The organism is Candidatus Pseudomonas auctus (assembly GCF_048654275.1).
GTDB classification, from domain to species: domain Bacteria; phylum Pseudomonadota; class Gammaproteobacteria; order Pseudomonadales; family Pseudomonadaceae; genus Aquipseudomonas; species Aquipseudomonas pharyngis.
The window spans coordinates 77301-92661 of sequence record NZ_JBJYZK010000006.1; the positions used below are offsets into that span (position 1 = coordinate 77301).

Annotated in this window: 15 protein-coding genes and 1 tRNA gene; 11 read left to right on the plus strand and 5 right to left on the minus strand. The window is 59.7% G+C overall.

Going from position 1 to position 15361, the window contains the following annotated elements; all coding sequences use genetic code 11:
- The first annotated feature begins 62 nt into the window (after positions 1 to 62).
- From ybgC to nadA, 11 genes are all read left to right on the plus strand, one after another.
- On the plus strand, positions 63 to 530 hold the full coding sequence (ybgC, locus tag ACKUG4_RS13445) for a tol-pal system-associated acyl-CoA thioesterase (RefSeq protein ID WP_007951203.1): 468 nt from the start codon (positions 63 to 65) through the stop codon (positions 528 to 530).
- A complete protein-coding gene (gene tolQ, locus ACKUG4_RS13450; RefSeq protein WP_039766018.1) occupies positions 520 to 1215 on the plus strand; it encodes a protein TolQ in 696 nt (231 codons plus the stop codon). Before ybgC ends, tolQ begins: the two co-directional genes overlap by 11 nt.
- Before the next feature lie 23 nt (positions 1216 to 1238).
- Positions 1239 to 1691: a protein TolR gene (tolR, locus tag ACKUG4_RS13455; RefSeq protein ID WP_162130475.1), complete on the plus strand. Its 453-nt coding sequence runs from the start codon at positions 1239 to 1241 to the stop codon at positions 1689 to 1691.
- Positions 1691 to 2770 (plus strand): cell envelope integrity protein TolA, encoded by a 1080-nt coding sequence (gene tolA / locus ACKUG4_RS13460; protein WP_064383749.1) that lies wholly within the window; start codon positions 1691 to 1693, stop codon positions 2768 to 2770. The genes tolR and tolA overlap by 1 nt, the downstream gene beginning before the upstream one ends.
- Positions 2771 to 2787: 17 nt before the next feature.
- A complete protein-coding gene (tolB, locus tag ACKUG4_RS13465; RefSeq protein ID WP_166742344.1) occupies positions 2788 to 4068 on the plus strand; it encodes a Tol-Pal system beta propeller repeat protein TolB in 1281 nt (426 codons plus the stop codon).
- Positions 4069 to 4120: 52 nt separating this feature from the next.
- Entirely contained in the window at positions 4121 to 4618 is a 498-nt protein-coding gene (gene pal, locus ACKUG4_RS13470) for a peptidoglycan-associated lipoprotein Pal (protein ID WP_003178634.1), read from the plus strand.
- Between the two features lie 6 nt (positions 4619 to 4624).
- Complete coding sequence (gene ybgF, locus ACKUG4_RS13475; RefSeq protein WP_221397995.1) at positions 4625 to 5464, plus strand: tol-pal system protein YbgF; 840 nt, start codon at positions 4625 to 4627, stop codon at positions 5462 to 5464.
- A gap of 164 nt (positions 5465 to 5628) precedes the next feature.
- Positions 5629 to 6276, plus strand: a complete 648-nt coding sequence (gene queE, locus ACKUG4_RS13480) for a 7-carboxy-7-deazaguanine synthase QueE (RefSeq protein ID WP_445434182.1) — start codon at positions 5629 to 5631, stop codon at positions 6274 to 6276.
- A 1-nt stretch (position 6277) separates the two neighbouring features.
- Positions 6278 to 6970 (plus strand): 7-cyano-7-deazaguanine synthase QueC, encoded by a 693-nt coding sequence (queC, locus tag ACKUG4_RS13485; RefSeq protein ID WP_445434183.1) that lies wholly within the window; start codon positions 6278 to 6280, stop codon positions 6968 to 6970.
- Between the two features lie 63 nt (positions 6971 to 7033).
- Positions 7034 to 7109, plus strand: a tRNA-Lys gene (locus tag ACKUG4_RS13490).
- A gap of 271 nt (positions 7110 to 7380) precedes the next feature.
- Entirely contained in the window at positions 7381 to 8439 is a 1059-nt protein-coding gene (gene nadA / locus ACKUG4_RS13495; protein WP_039766022.1) for a quinolinate synthase NadA, read from the plus strand.
- A 58-nt stretch (positions 8440 to 8497) separates the two neighbouring features.
- Here nadA and ACKUG4_RS13500 read toward each other — a convergent pair whose 3' ends face one another.
- The 5 genes from ACKUG4_RS13500 to gcvP all read right to left on the minus strand — a co-directional run bounded on the left by ACKUG4_RS13500 (position 8498) and on the right by gcvP (position 15353).
- Entirely contained in the window at positions 8498 to 8986 is a 489-nt protein-coding gene (locus ACKUG4_RS13500; protein ID WP_064598987.1) for an RDD family protein, read from the minus strand.
- Between the two features lie 97 nt (positions 8987 to 9083).
- A complete protein-coding gene (locus tag ACKUG4_RS13505) occupies positions 9084 to 9296 on the minus strand; it encodes a cold-shock protein (RefSeq protein ID WP_003237709.1) in 213 nt (70 codons plus the stop codon).
- Positions 9297 to 9700: 404 nt separating this feature from the next.
- Positions 9701 to 10825 carry a glycine cleavage system aminomethyltransferase GcvT gene (gene gcvT / locus ACKUG4_RS13510; RefSeq protein WP_085647307.1) on the minus strand — a complete coding sequence of 375 codons (1125 nt, stop codon included), beginning with the start codon at positions 10823 to 10825 and terminating at the stop codon, positions 9701 to 9703.
- Positions 10826 to 10918: 93 nt separating this feature from the next.
- The gene (locus ACKUG4_RS13515; RefSeq protein WP_445434184.1) at positions 10919 to 12295 is read right to left on the minus strand and encodes an L-serine ammonia-lyase; all 1377 of its coding nucleotides are present in this window, start codon (positions 12293 to 12295) and stop codon (positions 10919 to 10921) included.
- A gap of 205 nt (positions 12296 to 12500) precedes the next feature.
- On the minus strand, positions 12501 to 15353 hold the full coding sequence (gcvP, locus tag ACKUG4_RS13520; RefSeq protein ID WP_445434185.1) for an aminomethyl-transferring glycine dehydrogenase: 2853 nt from the start codon (positions 15351 to 15353) through the stop codon (positions 12501 to 12503).
- Positions 15354 to 15361 lie beyond the last annotated feature (8 nt).

Sequence of the window (15361 nt, forward strand, 5' to 3'; positions counted from 1 at the left end):
CTTCCAACAATGAAAAACAGTTGCCTGGCTGGATTGGCAACCCGAGGAGTAAGCACTAGAGTATGCGCGCGCAAAACGGGCTTGAGCCGTTCGCACATCGTTGTCGCGTTTATTACGAGGACACCGATGCGGGCGGCATCGTGTATTACGTTAATTACCTCAAGTTTATGGAACGGGCTCGAACCGAACGGCTCCGGGAGCTGGGCTTTGCTCAGTCGGCGCTGGCCGGGGAGGACCTGTTGTTCGTCGTGCATTCCAGCGAAGCGCGTTATCACGCGCCGGCGCGACTGGACGACGAGCTTCTGGTAAGCGCTGATGTAATCGAATTGAACCGTGCCAGCCTGCGCTTCCGACAGCAGGTCAGGCGGGCAACGGATAATGTGCTGCTCTGCGAAGGGCAGTTTCTGGTGGCCTGTGTGCGCACTAACAGTTTGAAACCCCGGGCCCTTCCCGAAGACCTGCGTGCGGCCTTTGCCGACGCGGTCGGCACGGGTACACACTCAAAGCAGGAGATAAAGCGTGGAAGCTAACGTCGTCGACCATTCCTCCATGTGGAGCCTGGTCAGCAATGCCAGCATCGTGGTGCAGTTGGTAATGTTGACTCTGGTGGCCGCATCGGTGACCTCATGGATCATGATCTTTCAGCGCAGCAATCTGATACGCGCCGGTCGACGTGCCCTCGAGAGCTTCGAGGAGCGCTTCTGGTCGGGTATCGACCTGTCCAAACTCTACCGTCAGGCCGGCAGCAACCCGGATCCGGATTCGGGTGTCGAGCAGATCTTCCGTGCCGGCTTCAAGGAGTTCTCCCGTCTGCGTCAGCAGCCAGGCGTCGATCCTGAAGCGGTGATGGAAGGCGTGGCCCGTGCCATGCGCGTCGCCATCTCCCGCGAAGAAGAAAAGCTCGAGCAGAGCCTGCCGTTCCTCGCCACCGTCGGTTCGGTCAGCCCGTACATCGGTCTGTTCGGTACCGTGTGGGGGATCATGAACTCCTTCCGTGGTCTGGCCAGCGCCCAGCAGGCCACTCTGGCCACCGTCGCACCCGGCATCGCCGAAGCCCTGATCGCCACCGCGATCGGTCTGTTCGCCGCGATCCCGGCCGTTATCGCTTACAACCGTTTCTCTGCCCGCAGCGAAACCTTGCTGAGCCGCTACTACACCTTCGCCGATGAGTTCCAGGCGATCCTGCACCGCAAAGTGCACACCAGCGAAGAATAAGCAGGTATTTCCCGATGGCTTTAATCACTCGAGCCCGACACAAGCGCAAGCCGGTCGCCGAGATGAACGTAGTGCCTTACATCGACGTGATGCTGGTGCTGCTGGTCATCTTCATGGTGACTGCGCCGATGCTCAATCAGGGCGTGAAAGTGGATCTGCCCAAGGTTTCCAGCGAAGCCTTGCCGCAGGACAACAACACCCAGGTGCTGACCATTTCGATCAAGTCGGACAAGACCTATTACTGGAACCTTGGCAGCGAAGTCGACACCGAGAAGCAGCAGGACCGGGCTATGACCCTGCCACAGATGACCGACGCGGTGACCAAGATCATTCGCGCCGGCACTGAAGGTGGCAAGCGTACCCAGGTCTTTATCCGTGGCGACAAGTCCGTCGATTATGGTTCCGTCATGGGCGCCATGGGCGGGTTGCAGAAAGCCGGGGTCGGTAACGTTGGCTTGATCACCGAGGCGCCCTGATGCAGCAACAGCGAGAGCCGTCCGCCTCGGAAAGCTACTTCTGGCCTAGTGTCTGGGCGATTGGCTTGCACGTGCTGGTGTTCGGCATGCTGTTTGTCAGTTTCGCCCTGACCCCGGAGCTGCCGCCAGCCAAGCCGATTGTTCAGGCGACCCTGTACCAGCTGAAATCGAAAAGTCAGGCAACCACCCAGACCAATCAGAAGATTGCGGGTGAGGCGAAGAAATCCGCCGCGCGCCAGACCGAAGTCGAGCAGATGGAGCAGAAAAAGGTCGAGCAGGAAGCGGTGAAGGCTGCGGAACAAAAGAAAGAAGAAGCGGCTCAAAAGGCCGAGGAAGCCAAGAAGGCCGATGAGGCGAAGAAAGCGGACGAGGCGAAGAAGGCTGATGAAGCCAAGAAAGCCGACGACGCCAAGAAAGCCGCCGAAGCCAAAAAGGCAGAAGAGAAACAATTGGCTGATATAGCCAAGAAGAAAGCCGAAGAAGAAGCCAAAAAGGCTGCTGAAGAAGAGGCCAAGAAAGCGGCCGCTGAAGAAGCCAAGAAGAAGATCGTCGAAGACGCGAAAAAGAAAGCCGCCGAAGACGCCAAGAAGAAAGCTGAAGCTGAAGAGGCGAAGAAGAAAGTCGCCGAAGACGCGAAGAAGAAAGCTGCTGCCGATGCTGCGAAGAAGAAAGCGCAGGAAGCGGCACGTAAATCCGCCGAAGACAAAAAGGCTCAGGCCCTGGCAGATTTGCTTTCCGACACGCCGCAGCGCCAGCAGGCCTTGGCCGATGAGCAGGGCGACGAAGTCGCGGGCAGTTTCGATGACCTGATTCGTGCGCGGGCAGCAGAAGGCTGGGCGCGTCCACCTTCAGCACGCAAAGGCATGACGGTTGTGCTGCAGATCGGCATGTTGCCGGACGGTACGGTGACCTCGGTCAGCGTGGCCAAGTCCAGTGGCGACGGTCCGTTCGATGCGTCGGCAGTGGCAGCGGTCAAGAATATTGGACGTTTGACGGAAATGCAGGGAATGAAGCCGAGCGATTTCGCTCCGTATCGTTCATTCAAGATGACATTCACACCTGAGGATCTAGCCTTGTGAGAAACCTTCTTCGAGGAATGCTGGTCGTGATCTGCTGCATGGCAGGGATCGCGATGGCCGATGAAAAGAACATTCTGGTCACCAGCGGCAGCGATCGGGCGACTCCGATCGCCGTCGTACCGTTCGGTTTCCAGGGCGGTGCCGTCCTGCCGGATGATATGGCTGAAATCATTGGTAACGATTTGCGCAACTCGGGCTATTACTCGCCGATTCCAAAGCAAAACATGATCAGCCAGCCAAGCCAGCCAAGCGAAATCATCTTCCGTGACTGGAAGGCGGTGGGCGCGCAATACATGATGGTCGGCAGCATCGTGCCGGCCGGTGGCCGTCTGCAGGTGCAGTGGGCTTTGTTCAACGTCGCCACCGAACAGAAAGTGGCTGACGGCAGTGTGTCCGGTACCACCGAACAGCTGCGCGACATGGCGCACTACATCTCCGATCAGTCGTTCGAAAAACTGACCGGTATCAAAGGTGCATTCTCGACTCGCCTGCTGTACGTCACGGCCGAGCGTTTCTCCGAGAAGAACACCCGTTACACCCTGCAGCGTTCGGACTATGACGGCGCCCGTGCCGTGACCCTGCTGCAATCGCGTGAGCCGATCCTGTCGCCGCGTTTTGCACCGGACGGCAAGCGTATCGCCTATGTGTCGTTCGAGCAGAAGCGTCCGCGCATCTTCATGCAGAACATCGACACCGGTCGCCGCGAGCAGATCACCAACTTCGAAGGCTTGAACGGCGCGCCAGCCTGGTCGCCGGATGGCAATCGCCTGGCGTTCGTGCTGTCGAAAGACGGTAACCCGGACATCTACGTGATGAACCTCGGTTCGCGTCAGATCACCCGCGTAACCGCAGGTCCTGGCATCAATACCGAACCGTACTGGGGCAAGGATGGTTCGACCATCTACTTCACCTCCGACCGTGGCGGCAAACCGCAGATCTACAAGACCAGTGCTGGCGGTGGCGGTGCCGAGCGTGTGACGTTCGTGGGCAACTACAACGCCAACCCCAAGCTTTCGGCGGATGAAAAGACCCTGGTGATGATCCATCGTCAGGACGGTTTCACCAATTTCAAAGTGGCGGCTCAGGATTTGCAGCGCGGAAGTGTAAAAATCCTCACTGATAGCACTCTGGACGAGTCGCCTACTGTTGCGCCCAACGGCACCATGGTAATCTACGCCACCCGCCAGCAGGGCCGGGGAGTCTTGATGCTCGTGTCCATTAATGGACGCGTGAGGCTCCCGCTTCCTACCGCTCAAGGCGAAGTCAGAGAACCGTCCTGGTCCCCTTACCTGAACTGACGCGGCGCTTTACGTTTTACTTAACACACTGGGGTTCATTAGGAGTTTCACGATGGAAATGCTGAAGTTTGGTAAATTTGCTGCGCTGGCTCTGGCCATGGCTGTAGCTGTAGGTTGCTCGTCCAAAGGCGGCGACAACGCCGGTGAAGGCGCTGTTGATCCAAACGCTGGTTACGGCGCAAACACTGGTGCAGTTGACGGTTCCCTGAGCGAAGAAGCTGCTCTGCGCGCAATCACCACCTTCTACTTCGAATACGACAGCTCGGACCTGAAGCCAGAAGCCATGCGCGCTCTGGACGTTCACGCCAAAGACCTGAAAGCAAACGGCGCTCGCGTTGTTCTGGAAGGCAACACCGACGAACGTGGTACTCGTGAGTACAACATGGCACTGGGCGAGCGTCGTGCGAAAGCCGTTCAGCGCTACCTGGTACTGCAAGGTGTTTCCCCAGCTCAGCTGGAACTGGTTTCCTACGGCGAAGAGCGTCCAGTTGCTACCGGCAACGACGAGCAGTCCTGGGCTCAAAACCGTCGCGTCGAACTGCGTAAGTAATTCGATATGCGAACGTGCCGTCGTGCTGTAACTGTTCTGGCTCTCAGCCTCGCGCCGCTTGCGGCGTGGGCTGCGGTTCCTGTGGTCGATGACAACTCCGGTTATAACAATAGCGGGAGCAGTTATCCGCCTGCAGGTTACGGTACGAACGGCGCCTATGCCGGGGGAGCGGCTTCGGCCCCTGCCTCGGCACAAGGCATGCTGTTCAACCAACTGCAACAAATGCAGGATCAGATATCTCGCCAGCAAGGCGTGATCGAAGAACTGCAGAATCAGGTTGCGCGCATGAAACAGGAATCCCTGGAGCGATACCAGGATCTTGATCGGCGCATAGGATCCGGCGTTGCACCAGCCGCGACTCCCGAGAATTCTTCTGCCGGTGGCGATGCAAGTGCTGCTGCCGGTGCTGCTGCTGGAGCCGGCGCCGCTGCTGCCGCCCAGGCACCTGCCGCAGGTAGCGAACCGGCTGATCCGGCCAAGGAAAAGCTGTATTACGACGCAGCTTTCGACCTGATCAAAGCCAAGGATTTCGACAAGGCCAGCCAGGCGTTTGCCGCATTCCTGCGTAAATACCCGAACAGCCAATACGCGGGCAACGCCCAGTACTGGCTGGGTGAAGTGAACTTGGCCAAAGGCGATCTGCAAGGTGCAGGTCAGGCTTTTGCCAAGGTTTCGCAGCTGTATCCCAAGCACGCCAAAGTGCCGGATTCGCTGTACAAGCTGGCTGACGTAGAGCGCCGCCTCGGTCATACCGACAAGGTCAAAGGCATTCTGCAGCAGGTGGTGGCCCAGTATCCGGGTACGTCCGCCGCTCAGTTGGCCCAGCGCGATCTGCAACGCATGTAACAGCGTTGACCCGTTTGGAAGAAACCCGCGCTTGTCGCGGGTTTTTTCGTTAGAATTCACGCCCTTTTATGAAACACGCTTCTGGTGATCTACGCGTTGGCGGGGTTGCCAGAGGTGCCTGACGGAGGCGGACAGCCTGTTTAGCTGTTACGCCCGTGGCGACTATGCAAGACACATTGAGAATTACCGAAGTTTTCTACTCGTTGCAGGGGGAAACGCGGACTGCCGGGTTGCCCACTGTTTTTGTGCGCCTGACCGGTTGCCCATTGCGTTGCCAATACTGCGACAGCGCCTACGCTTTCAGCGGTGGCACGGTCCGTGCCCTCGACGACATCCTCGAGCAAGTGGCCGGCTTTCGCCCGCGCTACGTCTGCGTCACTGGCGGTGAGCCGTTGGCACAGCCCAATGCAATCCCTTTGCTCAAGCAATTGTGCGATGCCGGCTATGAAGTCTCGATTGAAACCAGTGGCGCCCTCGACATCTCGGCGGTCGATCCACGGGTCAGTCGGGTGGTCGACCTGAAGACGCCAGACTCCAAAGAAGCCCATCGTAACCGTTACGAGAACATCGAACTGCTGACGCCCAACGATCAGGTGAAGTTTGTCATCTGCTCGAGGGAGGACTATGACTGGGCGGTATCGAAGCTGATCCAGTACGGTCTTGAGCGACGTGCGGGTGAAGTGCTGTTTTCCCCAAGTCACCACGACCTGAATGCTCGGGATCTGGCGGACTGGATCGTGGCGGATAACCTGCCAGTGCGCCTGCAACTGCAGCTGCATAAATATCTATGGAATGATGAGCCGGGGCGCTGAGATGACTGAACAACTGAACACTAGCGAAAAACGTGCGGTAATCCTGCTGTCGGGTGGCCTGGACTCGGCCACTGTCGTGGCCATGGCCCGCTCTGAAGGCTACGCCTGCTACACCATGAGTTTCGATTACGGTCAGCGTTCCCACGCCGAACTGCATGCCGCCGCTCGCGTTGCCCGCGACCTGGGCGTGGTCGAGCACAAGGTAATCGGCCTTAACCTGAACGGCATGGGCGGTTCGGCCCTGACCGATACCAGCATCGATATCCCGGAAGAATTGGGTGAAGGCATCCCGGTGACTTACGTGCCGGCGCGCAACACGGTTTTCCTGTCGCTGGCCCTGGGCTGGGCTGAAGTGCTCGGCGCCCGCGACATCTTTATCGGCGTCAACGCGGTGGACTACTCCGGTTACCCGGATTGCCGTCCCGAGTTCATCGAGTCGTTCGAGCGCATGGCCAATCTGGCAACCAAGGCTGGCGTCGAAGGCAATGGTTTCCGCATCCAGGCACCGCTGCAGAACCTGAGCAAGGCGCAGATCGTCCAGGCGGGGGTGAAGCTTGGAGTAGATTACGGGCTGACCGTTTCCTGCTATCAGGCGGACGATGATGGCCGCGCTTGCGGCAAATGCGACAGCTGCCGACTGCGTGCAGAAGGCTTCGCGGCGGCCGGAATCAGCGACCCGACACCTTATTTTTGATTTTTTTCAAATTAGGTGTTGAATAGTCCTTAAAAATCAGTATTATACGCGCCACCACACAGCGGGTCGTTAGCTCAGTTGGTAGAGCAGTTGGCTTTTAACCAATTGGTCGTAGGTTCGAATCCCACACGACCCACCATATTTGGCGGTTTAGAAAATCCGGAAGGCCCACGAAAGTGAGGATTTCCGGGTTTTTTTTTGCCTGCGATTCGGGCATTCCTCCCTTCGTTTCTTCCCTCCGTGACACAGGTCAGAATCATCTTTTGTATCAACGGGATATTCTGTAGCCTTGCGCAGCTTCATTGCTGTCCGTGCCTGATAATACTCACTTTCCCGGCGGTACCCTCAAGCGGTCCGGAGCCGGGTGTATACTCGACTTTCGCGCGAATGCGCCTGCAGGTCTTGCGAACATGACGCAGATTTCCGAACGCCTTCTGGTACAAGCCCACCTCGACGCCAAGCAGCCCAAGCCGCTGACAGCCGAGGAAGAAGCTTATTACCGTTCCGCCATCGCCGCCGAGCTCAAGGCTCAGGACGCGGTGCTGGTTGCCCACTTTTATTGCGATCCGATCATCCAGGCCCTCGCCGAAGAAACCGGCGGTTGTGTTTCCGACTCCCTGGAAATGGCTCGCTTCGGCAACGCCCATCCGGCCAAGACCGTGGTGGTTGCCGGCGTGAAATTCATGGGCGAGACCGCGAAGATTCTCAACCCTGAAAAACGTGTGTTGATGCCGACCCTGGAAGCCACCTGCTCGCTGGATCTGGGTTGCCCGGTGGATGAATTCTCGGCGTTCTGCGATCAGCATCCTGAACGCACCGTGGTTGTGTATGCCAACACCTCGGCCGCCGTCAAAGCCCGGGCTGACTGGGTCGTGACCTCCAGCTGCGCGCTGGAAATCGTCGAAAGCCTGATGGACAACGGCGAAACCATTATCTGGGGTCCAGACAAGCACCTGGGCACCTACATCCAGCGTCAGACCGGCGCCGACATGCTGCTCTGGGATGGTGCATGCATCGTCCACGAAGAGTTCAAGTCCAAGCAGCTGGAAGACATGAAAGCGCTGTACCCGGACGCCGCCATTCTGGTGCATCCGGAGTCGCCGACCTCGGTGATCGAGTTGGCGGACGCCGTCGGCTCTACCAGTCAGCTGATTGCCGCCGCTCAATCGCTGCCGAACAAGACCCTGATCGTGGCCACTGATCGCGGCATCTTTTACAAGATGCAGCAGCTGTGCCCGGACAAGGTCTTCATCGAGGCGCCAACCGCCGGTAACGGCGCGGCATGCCGCAGTTGCGCACATTGCCCGTGGATGGCCATGAACACCCTTGAACGCACGCTGAAGTGCCTGAAGGAGGGCTCGAACGAGATCTTCGTCGACCCGGCCCTGATCCCGCAGGCGATTCGTCCGCTGAAACGCATGCTCGATTTCACTCAGGCAGCACGGATGAAGCTGGCCGGCAACGCCTGACCTTGCGACGCAAACAAAAACGCCCCGATTGGATCGGGGCGTTTTTGCATCTGGAGGATTATTTGGCTTTCTTTGGAATTCGCACAAGCTGCGTGTCGGAGTAGATGTCATGCCAAGCGCGCTTCTGCTTATCGAGCAGCGACCAGAAGAACCCCAGGCCCAGGCACAGCCACGACGCAATCGACACCATGAACCGCAGCAACGCCTGCCACAGGCTGATCGCAGTGCCATCGGCGTTCTGCACGCGAATGCCCCACACTTGCATGCCCAGGGTCTGACCGGCGTGGGTCCAGAATTTAGCGAAAAACCCAAACAACACCAGTAGCAGTACGGTTGAGTACAGTGGATCGCCATCCAGCTGCCCGGCATCGGTCATGACGCGCAGGCGCTCTTCGCCGATGATTGCCGCCTGGATCAGCTTGTAAACAAAACCGGTCACGATCAGCAGAGCGGTGCACAGCAAAAAGTCATAGAACATCGCTGCCAGACGACGACCCAGGCCGACGGCGGGGAAATCGCCCTGGGGGGTGAGCAGGTGTTTCGACATGGCAGCCTCTGGACGGAAAGTGAAGCGCCATTTTACGGATTTGCGCCCACAAAAAAGCCCCTGATATCAATATCAGGGGCTTTTTCGTAACAGGAGATCAGCCTTCGGCTTGTACTTCGTCAGCCTGCATGCCTTTCTGGCCCTGCACAGCAACGAAGGTCACTTTCTGGCCTTCTTTCAGGCTTTTGAAGCCGTTGCCCTGAATGGCGCGGAAATGCACGAACAGATCCGGACCGCTTTCTGGAGTGATAAAACCAAAACCTTTCTCGTCGTTAAACCACTTGACGGTACCGCTCTGACGTGTGGACATTTCTTATTTCCTTTGACGCAAAAATTGATGACAGTCTCCTTCTCATGAAAGAGTACTGGGGCTGGTTGCAGGAGAGTAAGAAGACGTCGAACGGGATGTAGCTAACTTGTAGGCTACTGCCCAGGTCACGATTCCAAGCTGACCCATGCAAACACAGTGGACAAACTCTACGCCAACTACGGGAGAAAAAACAAGCCCCGCGAAGGCCCCGGTTTTCCTGCGCTTGCTGGCACTTAGTCGATTCACTAGTCCGGCTTATACGATTAGCTTGTTCAATTGTTTTCGAACGTTATAAGCCAAGTTCAAATTCGAATCGTATGTAAGTGGAGTGCACTGTTTTATGGCGATTGCGTTACACATTAGTGCACGCATAACGCAATCGCGTTACTTATAGAAACAGTCAATCAACCGCGATAGTAGCGTTGTGGAACAAATGGCATTTTGCTTACAAGCAATGGCACCTTTTTCCCACGAACAATTGCCCAAACGGCCGTATCGAGTGCGACGTAGGCGCTGTCCAGGTAACCCATGGCCAACGGGCCGCCCAGGGTCGGGCCGAACCCGCCGCTGCACACGCTACCGACGATTTCGCCAGCGTCGTTGACGATCTCTGCACCTTCACGGACCGGCGTACGCTCTTGCGGCAGCAGGCCGACGCGTTTGCGCTGAACGCCGTTTTGCTGTTGAGCGAAGACTTGCTCCGCACCCGGGAAACCACCGGCGCGCGCACCATCGGCACGCCGAGGTTTGGAGATTGCCCACAGCAGGCTGGCTTCGATCGGCGTGGTCTCGGTGTTCATGTCGTGGCCGTACAGGCACAGGCCGGCTTCCAGGCGCAGCGAGTCACGGGCGCCAAGGCCGATGGCGGCGACTTCCGGTTCGGCCAGCAGGGCGCGGGCGAGTTTTTCCGCATCGGCTGCCGGAACCGAGATTTCGAAACCGTCTTCACCGGTGTAGCCCGAGCGGCTGACAAAGCAGTCAACGCCCAGCAGCTTCACGCGGGTGAATTGCATGAAAGTCATTTTCGCCACTTCCGGCGCCAGGCGTGCCAGCACGGTCACGGCAGCCGGGCCTTGCAGGGCAAGCAGGGCGCGTTCTTCGAACAGCTGTTCAATCTTGCATTGATCGCCGATGTGTTTTTGCAGATGGGCCAGGTCCTGGTCCTTGCATGCGGCGTTGACCACCAGGAACAGCTCGTCATTGCCGAGGTTGGCGACCATCAGGTCATCGAGGATGCCGCCGGTTTCGTTGGTGAACATTGCGTAGCGCTGCATGCCCACCGGCAGGTCGATGATGTCTACCGGCACCAGGGTTTCCAGGGCTTTGGCGGCATTGGCGCCGGTCAGGCGGATCTGGCCCATGTGCGAGACATCAAACAGCCCGGCCTGCTCACGGGTGTGCTGGTGTTCCTTCATCACGCCCAGCGGGTATTGCACCGGCATGTCGTAGCCGGCGAACGGCACCATGCGGGCGCCGAGTTCGAGGTGCAGAGCGTGCAGCGGGGTTTTCGACAGTTGTTCGGTGGACATGCGTGACTCCTTGATTCACACCAACCCTCTCCCGGAGGGAGAGGGGGCCAGTTTTGTGTTCTCTCCCAAAGGGAGAGCGAGTTTATGGCGCGATCAGCACTCGATAATGTTGACCGCCAGACCGCCACGGGCGGTCTCCTTGTATTTGCTTTTCATGTCGGCGCCGGTCTGGCGCATGGTGCGGATGACCTTGTCGAGGGAGACGAAGTGCTGCCCGTCTCCGCGCATGGCCATGCGCACGGCGTTGATCGCCTTGACCGAGCCCATGGCGTTGCGCTCGATGCACGGCACTTGCACCAGCCCGCCGATCGGATCGCAGGTCAGGCCGAGGTTGTGTTCCATGCCGATTTCAGCGGCGTTTTCCACTTGCTGAACGCTGCCGCCGAGGACTTCGCACAACGCACCAGCTGCCATCGAACAGGCCACGCCGACCTCGCCCTGACAGCCGACTTCGGCGCCGGAAATCGAGGCGTTTTCCTTGTACAGGATGCCGATGGCCGCCGCAGTCAGCAGAAAACGCACCACGCCGTCATCGTTCGCGCCGGGAATAAAGCGCATGTAGTAATGCAGCACCGCAGGGATGATGCCCGCTGCGCCATTGGTCGGTGCCGTGACCACGCGCCCGCCGTTGGCGTTTTCTTCGTTGACGGCCAGCGCGTAGAGGTTGACCCAGTCCAGCACCGACAGCGGATCGCGCAGCGACGATTCCGGGTTCTTGCACAGCTGCCGGTGCAACGCCGCCGCCCGCCGCTTGACCTTCAGGCCTCCCGGCAGGATGCCTTCGTTGCGACAGCCGGCGGCCACGCAGTCCTGCATCACTTGCCAGATTCTCAGCAGGCCGGCGCGGGTTTCCGCTTCCGGGCGCCAGGCGCTTTCGTTGGTCAGCATCACCTGACTGATCGACAGACCGTAGGTGGTGCAGTGGCCAAGCAAGTCCTTGGCGCTCTTGAACGGGAAGGTTAGCGGGGTGGCGTCTTCGACGATACGGTCGGCGCCAGCCGCATCTTCGTCGACCACGAAACCACCGCCGACCGAGTAGTACTCGCGGCTGCGGATCTGCAATCCCGCCGCATCGAAGGCACGGAAGATCATGCCGTTGGGGTGATAGGCCAACGGTTTGCGGATCATTGCCAGGTGTTCTTTCTCGTTGAACGCAATGCTGTGTTCGCCAAGCAGGTTCAAACGCCCGCTGCCACGAATCTCCGAGAGACGGGCGGCGACGGTTTCGGTATTCACGGTGTCCGGGTGTTCACCTTCCAGGCCCAGCAACACAGCCTTGTCGCTGCCGTGACCTTTGCCGGTGGCGCCGAGGGATCCGTACAACTCGACCCTGACGCTGGTGGTGGCGGACAACAGGTTTTCCCGACGCAGGCCTTCGACGAAGCGCGCAGCTGCGCGCATCGGGCCGACGGTGTGGGAGCTGGAGGGGCCGATGCCAATCTTGAACAGGTCGAACACGCTTAACGACATGAGTTGTTCTCCGGTTTCTTGTTATAGGAATTGGCGGGATATCAGGCTTGATGCATTTCCTTTTGGGAGCGGGCTTGCTCGCGAATGCGGTGAATCAGTCGCCATCAATGTTGCCTGACACACCGCATTCGCGAGCAAGCCCGCTCCCACAGGGGGATCTGTGGTGTTGCTGAAATCGGGGCAGGTCAACCTGCCCCTCATTCGTTTAAGCGTAGCTTTCGATCGACGGGCAGGCGCAGACCAGGTTGCGGTCGCCGAACACGTTGTCGACGCGACCGACCGGCGGCCAGTACTTGCCTTCGATCAACGACGCCACCGGGTACACCGCTTGCTCGCGGCTGTACGGGTGAGTCCACTCGCCAACCAGTTCCGCTGCGGTGTGCGGAGCGTTCTTCAGCGGGTTGTCGTCCTTGTCCAGCGTGCCGTTTTCCACCGCGCGGATTTCTTCGCGAATGCGGATCATGGCGTCGCAGAAGCGGTCCAGCTCTTCTTTGGATTCGCTTTCGGTCGGCTCGATCATCAGCGTGCCGGCCACCGGGAACGACATGGTCGGGGCGTGGAAGCCGAAGTCGATCAGGCGCTTGGCGACGTCATCGACGCTGATGCCGCTGCTGTCTTTCAGCGGGCGCAGATCCAGAATGCACTCGTGCGCCACCAGACCGTTGCTGCCGGTGTACAGCACTGGGTAGTGCTCTTCCAGGCGACGGGAAATGTAGTTGGCGTTGAGGATCGCCAGCTGCGAAGCGCGCTTCAGGCCTGCGCCACCCATCATGCGAATGTACATCCAGGTGATCGGCAGAATGCTCGCGCTGCCGAACGGTGCTGCGCAGACCGCGCCTTCCTTGCGCTCCATGTGGCCGTGGCCCGGCAGGAACGGAGTCAGGTGCGATTTCACGCCGATCGGGCCGACGCCCGGGCCGCCACCGCCGTGCGGAATGCAGAAGGTCTTGTGCAGGTTCAGGTGCGACACGTCGCCGCCGAACTTGCCCGGTGCGCAGAGGCCGACCATCGCGTTCATGTTGGCGCCGTCGATGTACACCTGGCCGCCGTTGTCATGAATGATGCCGCAGATCTCGCGGATGCCTTCTTCGAACACGCCGTGGGTCGATGGGTAGGTGATCATCAGCGCCGCGAGGTGTTCGCGGTGCTCGATGGCCTTGGCGCGCAGGTCTTCGATGTCCACGTTGCCACGGGCGTCGCACGCGGTCACGACCACACGCATGCCGGCCATGTTGGCGGTCGCCGGGTTGGTGCCGTGGGCGGACGACGGGATCAGGCAGATGTCGCGACGGTCTTCGCCACGGCTCTGGTGATAGGCGCGAATCGCCAGCAGACCGGCGTACTCACCCTGGGAACCAGCGTTCGGTTGCAGCGAGATCGAGTCGTAACCGGTGGCGGCGCAGAGCATCGCTTCCAGCTCGTCGGTCAGTTGCTGGTAACCGGCGCTTTGCTCGGCCGGGGCGAACGGGTGCAGGGCGCCGAATTCAGCCCAGGTCACCGGGATCATTTCGCTGGCGGCGTTGAGTTTCATGGTGCACGAGCCCAGCGGGATCATGGTGCGATCCAGTGCCAGGTCCTTGTCCGCCAGTTTGCGCAGGTAGCGCATCAGCTCGGTTTCCGAGTGATAACGGTTGAACACCGGGTGGCTGAGGATCGGCGACTGACGCACCAATGCGGCTGGAATGGTGCTTTGCGCGGAAGCGGCGAGAGCAGCGAACTCCGGCAGGGTCTTGCCGTCGGCGAACAGGCCCCACAGGGTTTCGATGTCGGCCTGGGTGGTGGTTTCGTCGACCGACAGGCCCAGACGCTGGGCATCGATCACGCGCAGGTTGATCTGTTGGGCGCGAGCCTTGTCATGCAGCGCGGCGGTTTGTGCGCCGGTGGCCAGGGTCAGGGTGTCGAAGAAGCTGGTTTGCTCGACGTTCACGCCCAGTGCGCTCAGGCCCTTGGCCAGAATCGCGGTCAGGTGATGCACACGGTTGGCGATCCGGGTCAGGCCTTTCGGGCCGTGATACACGGCGTACATGCTGGCGATGTTGGCCAGCAGCACTTGCGCGGTGCAGATGTTCGACGTGGCTTTCTCGCGGCGGATGTGTTGCTCGCGGGTCTGCATCGCCAGACGCAGGGCCGGCTTACCGAAGCGGTCAACCGACACACCGACCAGGCGGCCCGGCATGTCGCGCTTGAACGCATCTTTGGTGGAGAAGTAAGCCGCGTGCGGGCCACCGAAGCCCAGCGGCACGCCGAAGCGTTGCGCGCTACCGATGGCCACGTCGGCACCGAATTCGCCCGGCGGGGTCAGCAGTGTCAGGGCCAGCAGGTCAGCGGCTACCGCGACCAGTGCGTTGGCGGCGTGGAAGCGTTCGGTCAGTTCGCAGTAGTCGAACACATCACCATTGCTGGCCGGGTATTGCAGCAGCGCGCCGAAGAACGGCGTCACGTCGGTCAGCTCACGCTCATCGCCCACGACTACGTCGATGCCCAGAGGCTCGGCACGGGTGCGCAGCACGTCGAGGGTTTGCGGATGGCTGTGGATCGAGGCGAAGAACTGGTGGCTGCCCTTGTTCTTGCTCAGGCGTTTGCAGAAGGTCATGGCTTCGGCAGCGGCGGTGGCTTCGTCGAGCAGGGAGGCGTTGGCGATCGGCAGGCCGGTAAGGTCGCTGATCAGGGTCTGGAAGTTCAGCAGCGCTTCGAGACGGCCCTGGGAAATCTCCGGCTGGTACGGGGTGTAGGCGGTGTACCAGGCCGGGTTTTCCAGCAGGTTGCGCAGGATCGGCGATGGCGTGTGGCAGTTGTAGTAACCCTGGCCGATGTAGGTCTTGAACAGCTGGTTCTTGCCGGCGATGCCTTTGATCATTGCCAGGGCATCGGCTTCGCTCAGGCCGTCGTCGAGGCCGAGCACGCTGGTGCCCTTGATGCTTTCCGGGATGACGCTGGCGCTCAGGGCTTCGAGCGAGTCGAAGCCGAGGCTGTTGAGCATGGCTTGCTCGTCACCGGCGCGCGGGCCGATGTGACGGGCGATGAATTCGTTGGCGGTGCCGAGATTTACTTGGGTCATGTCAGGTT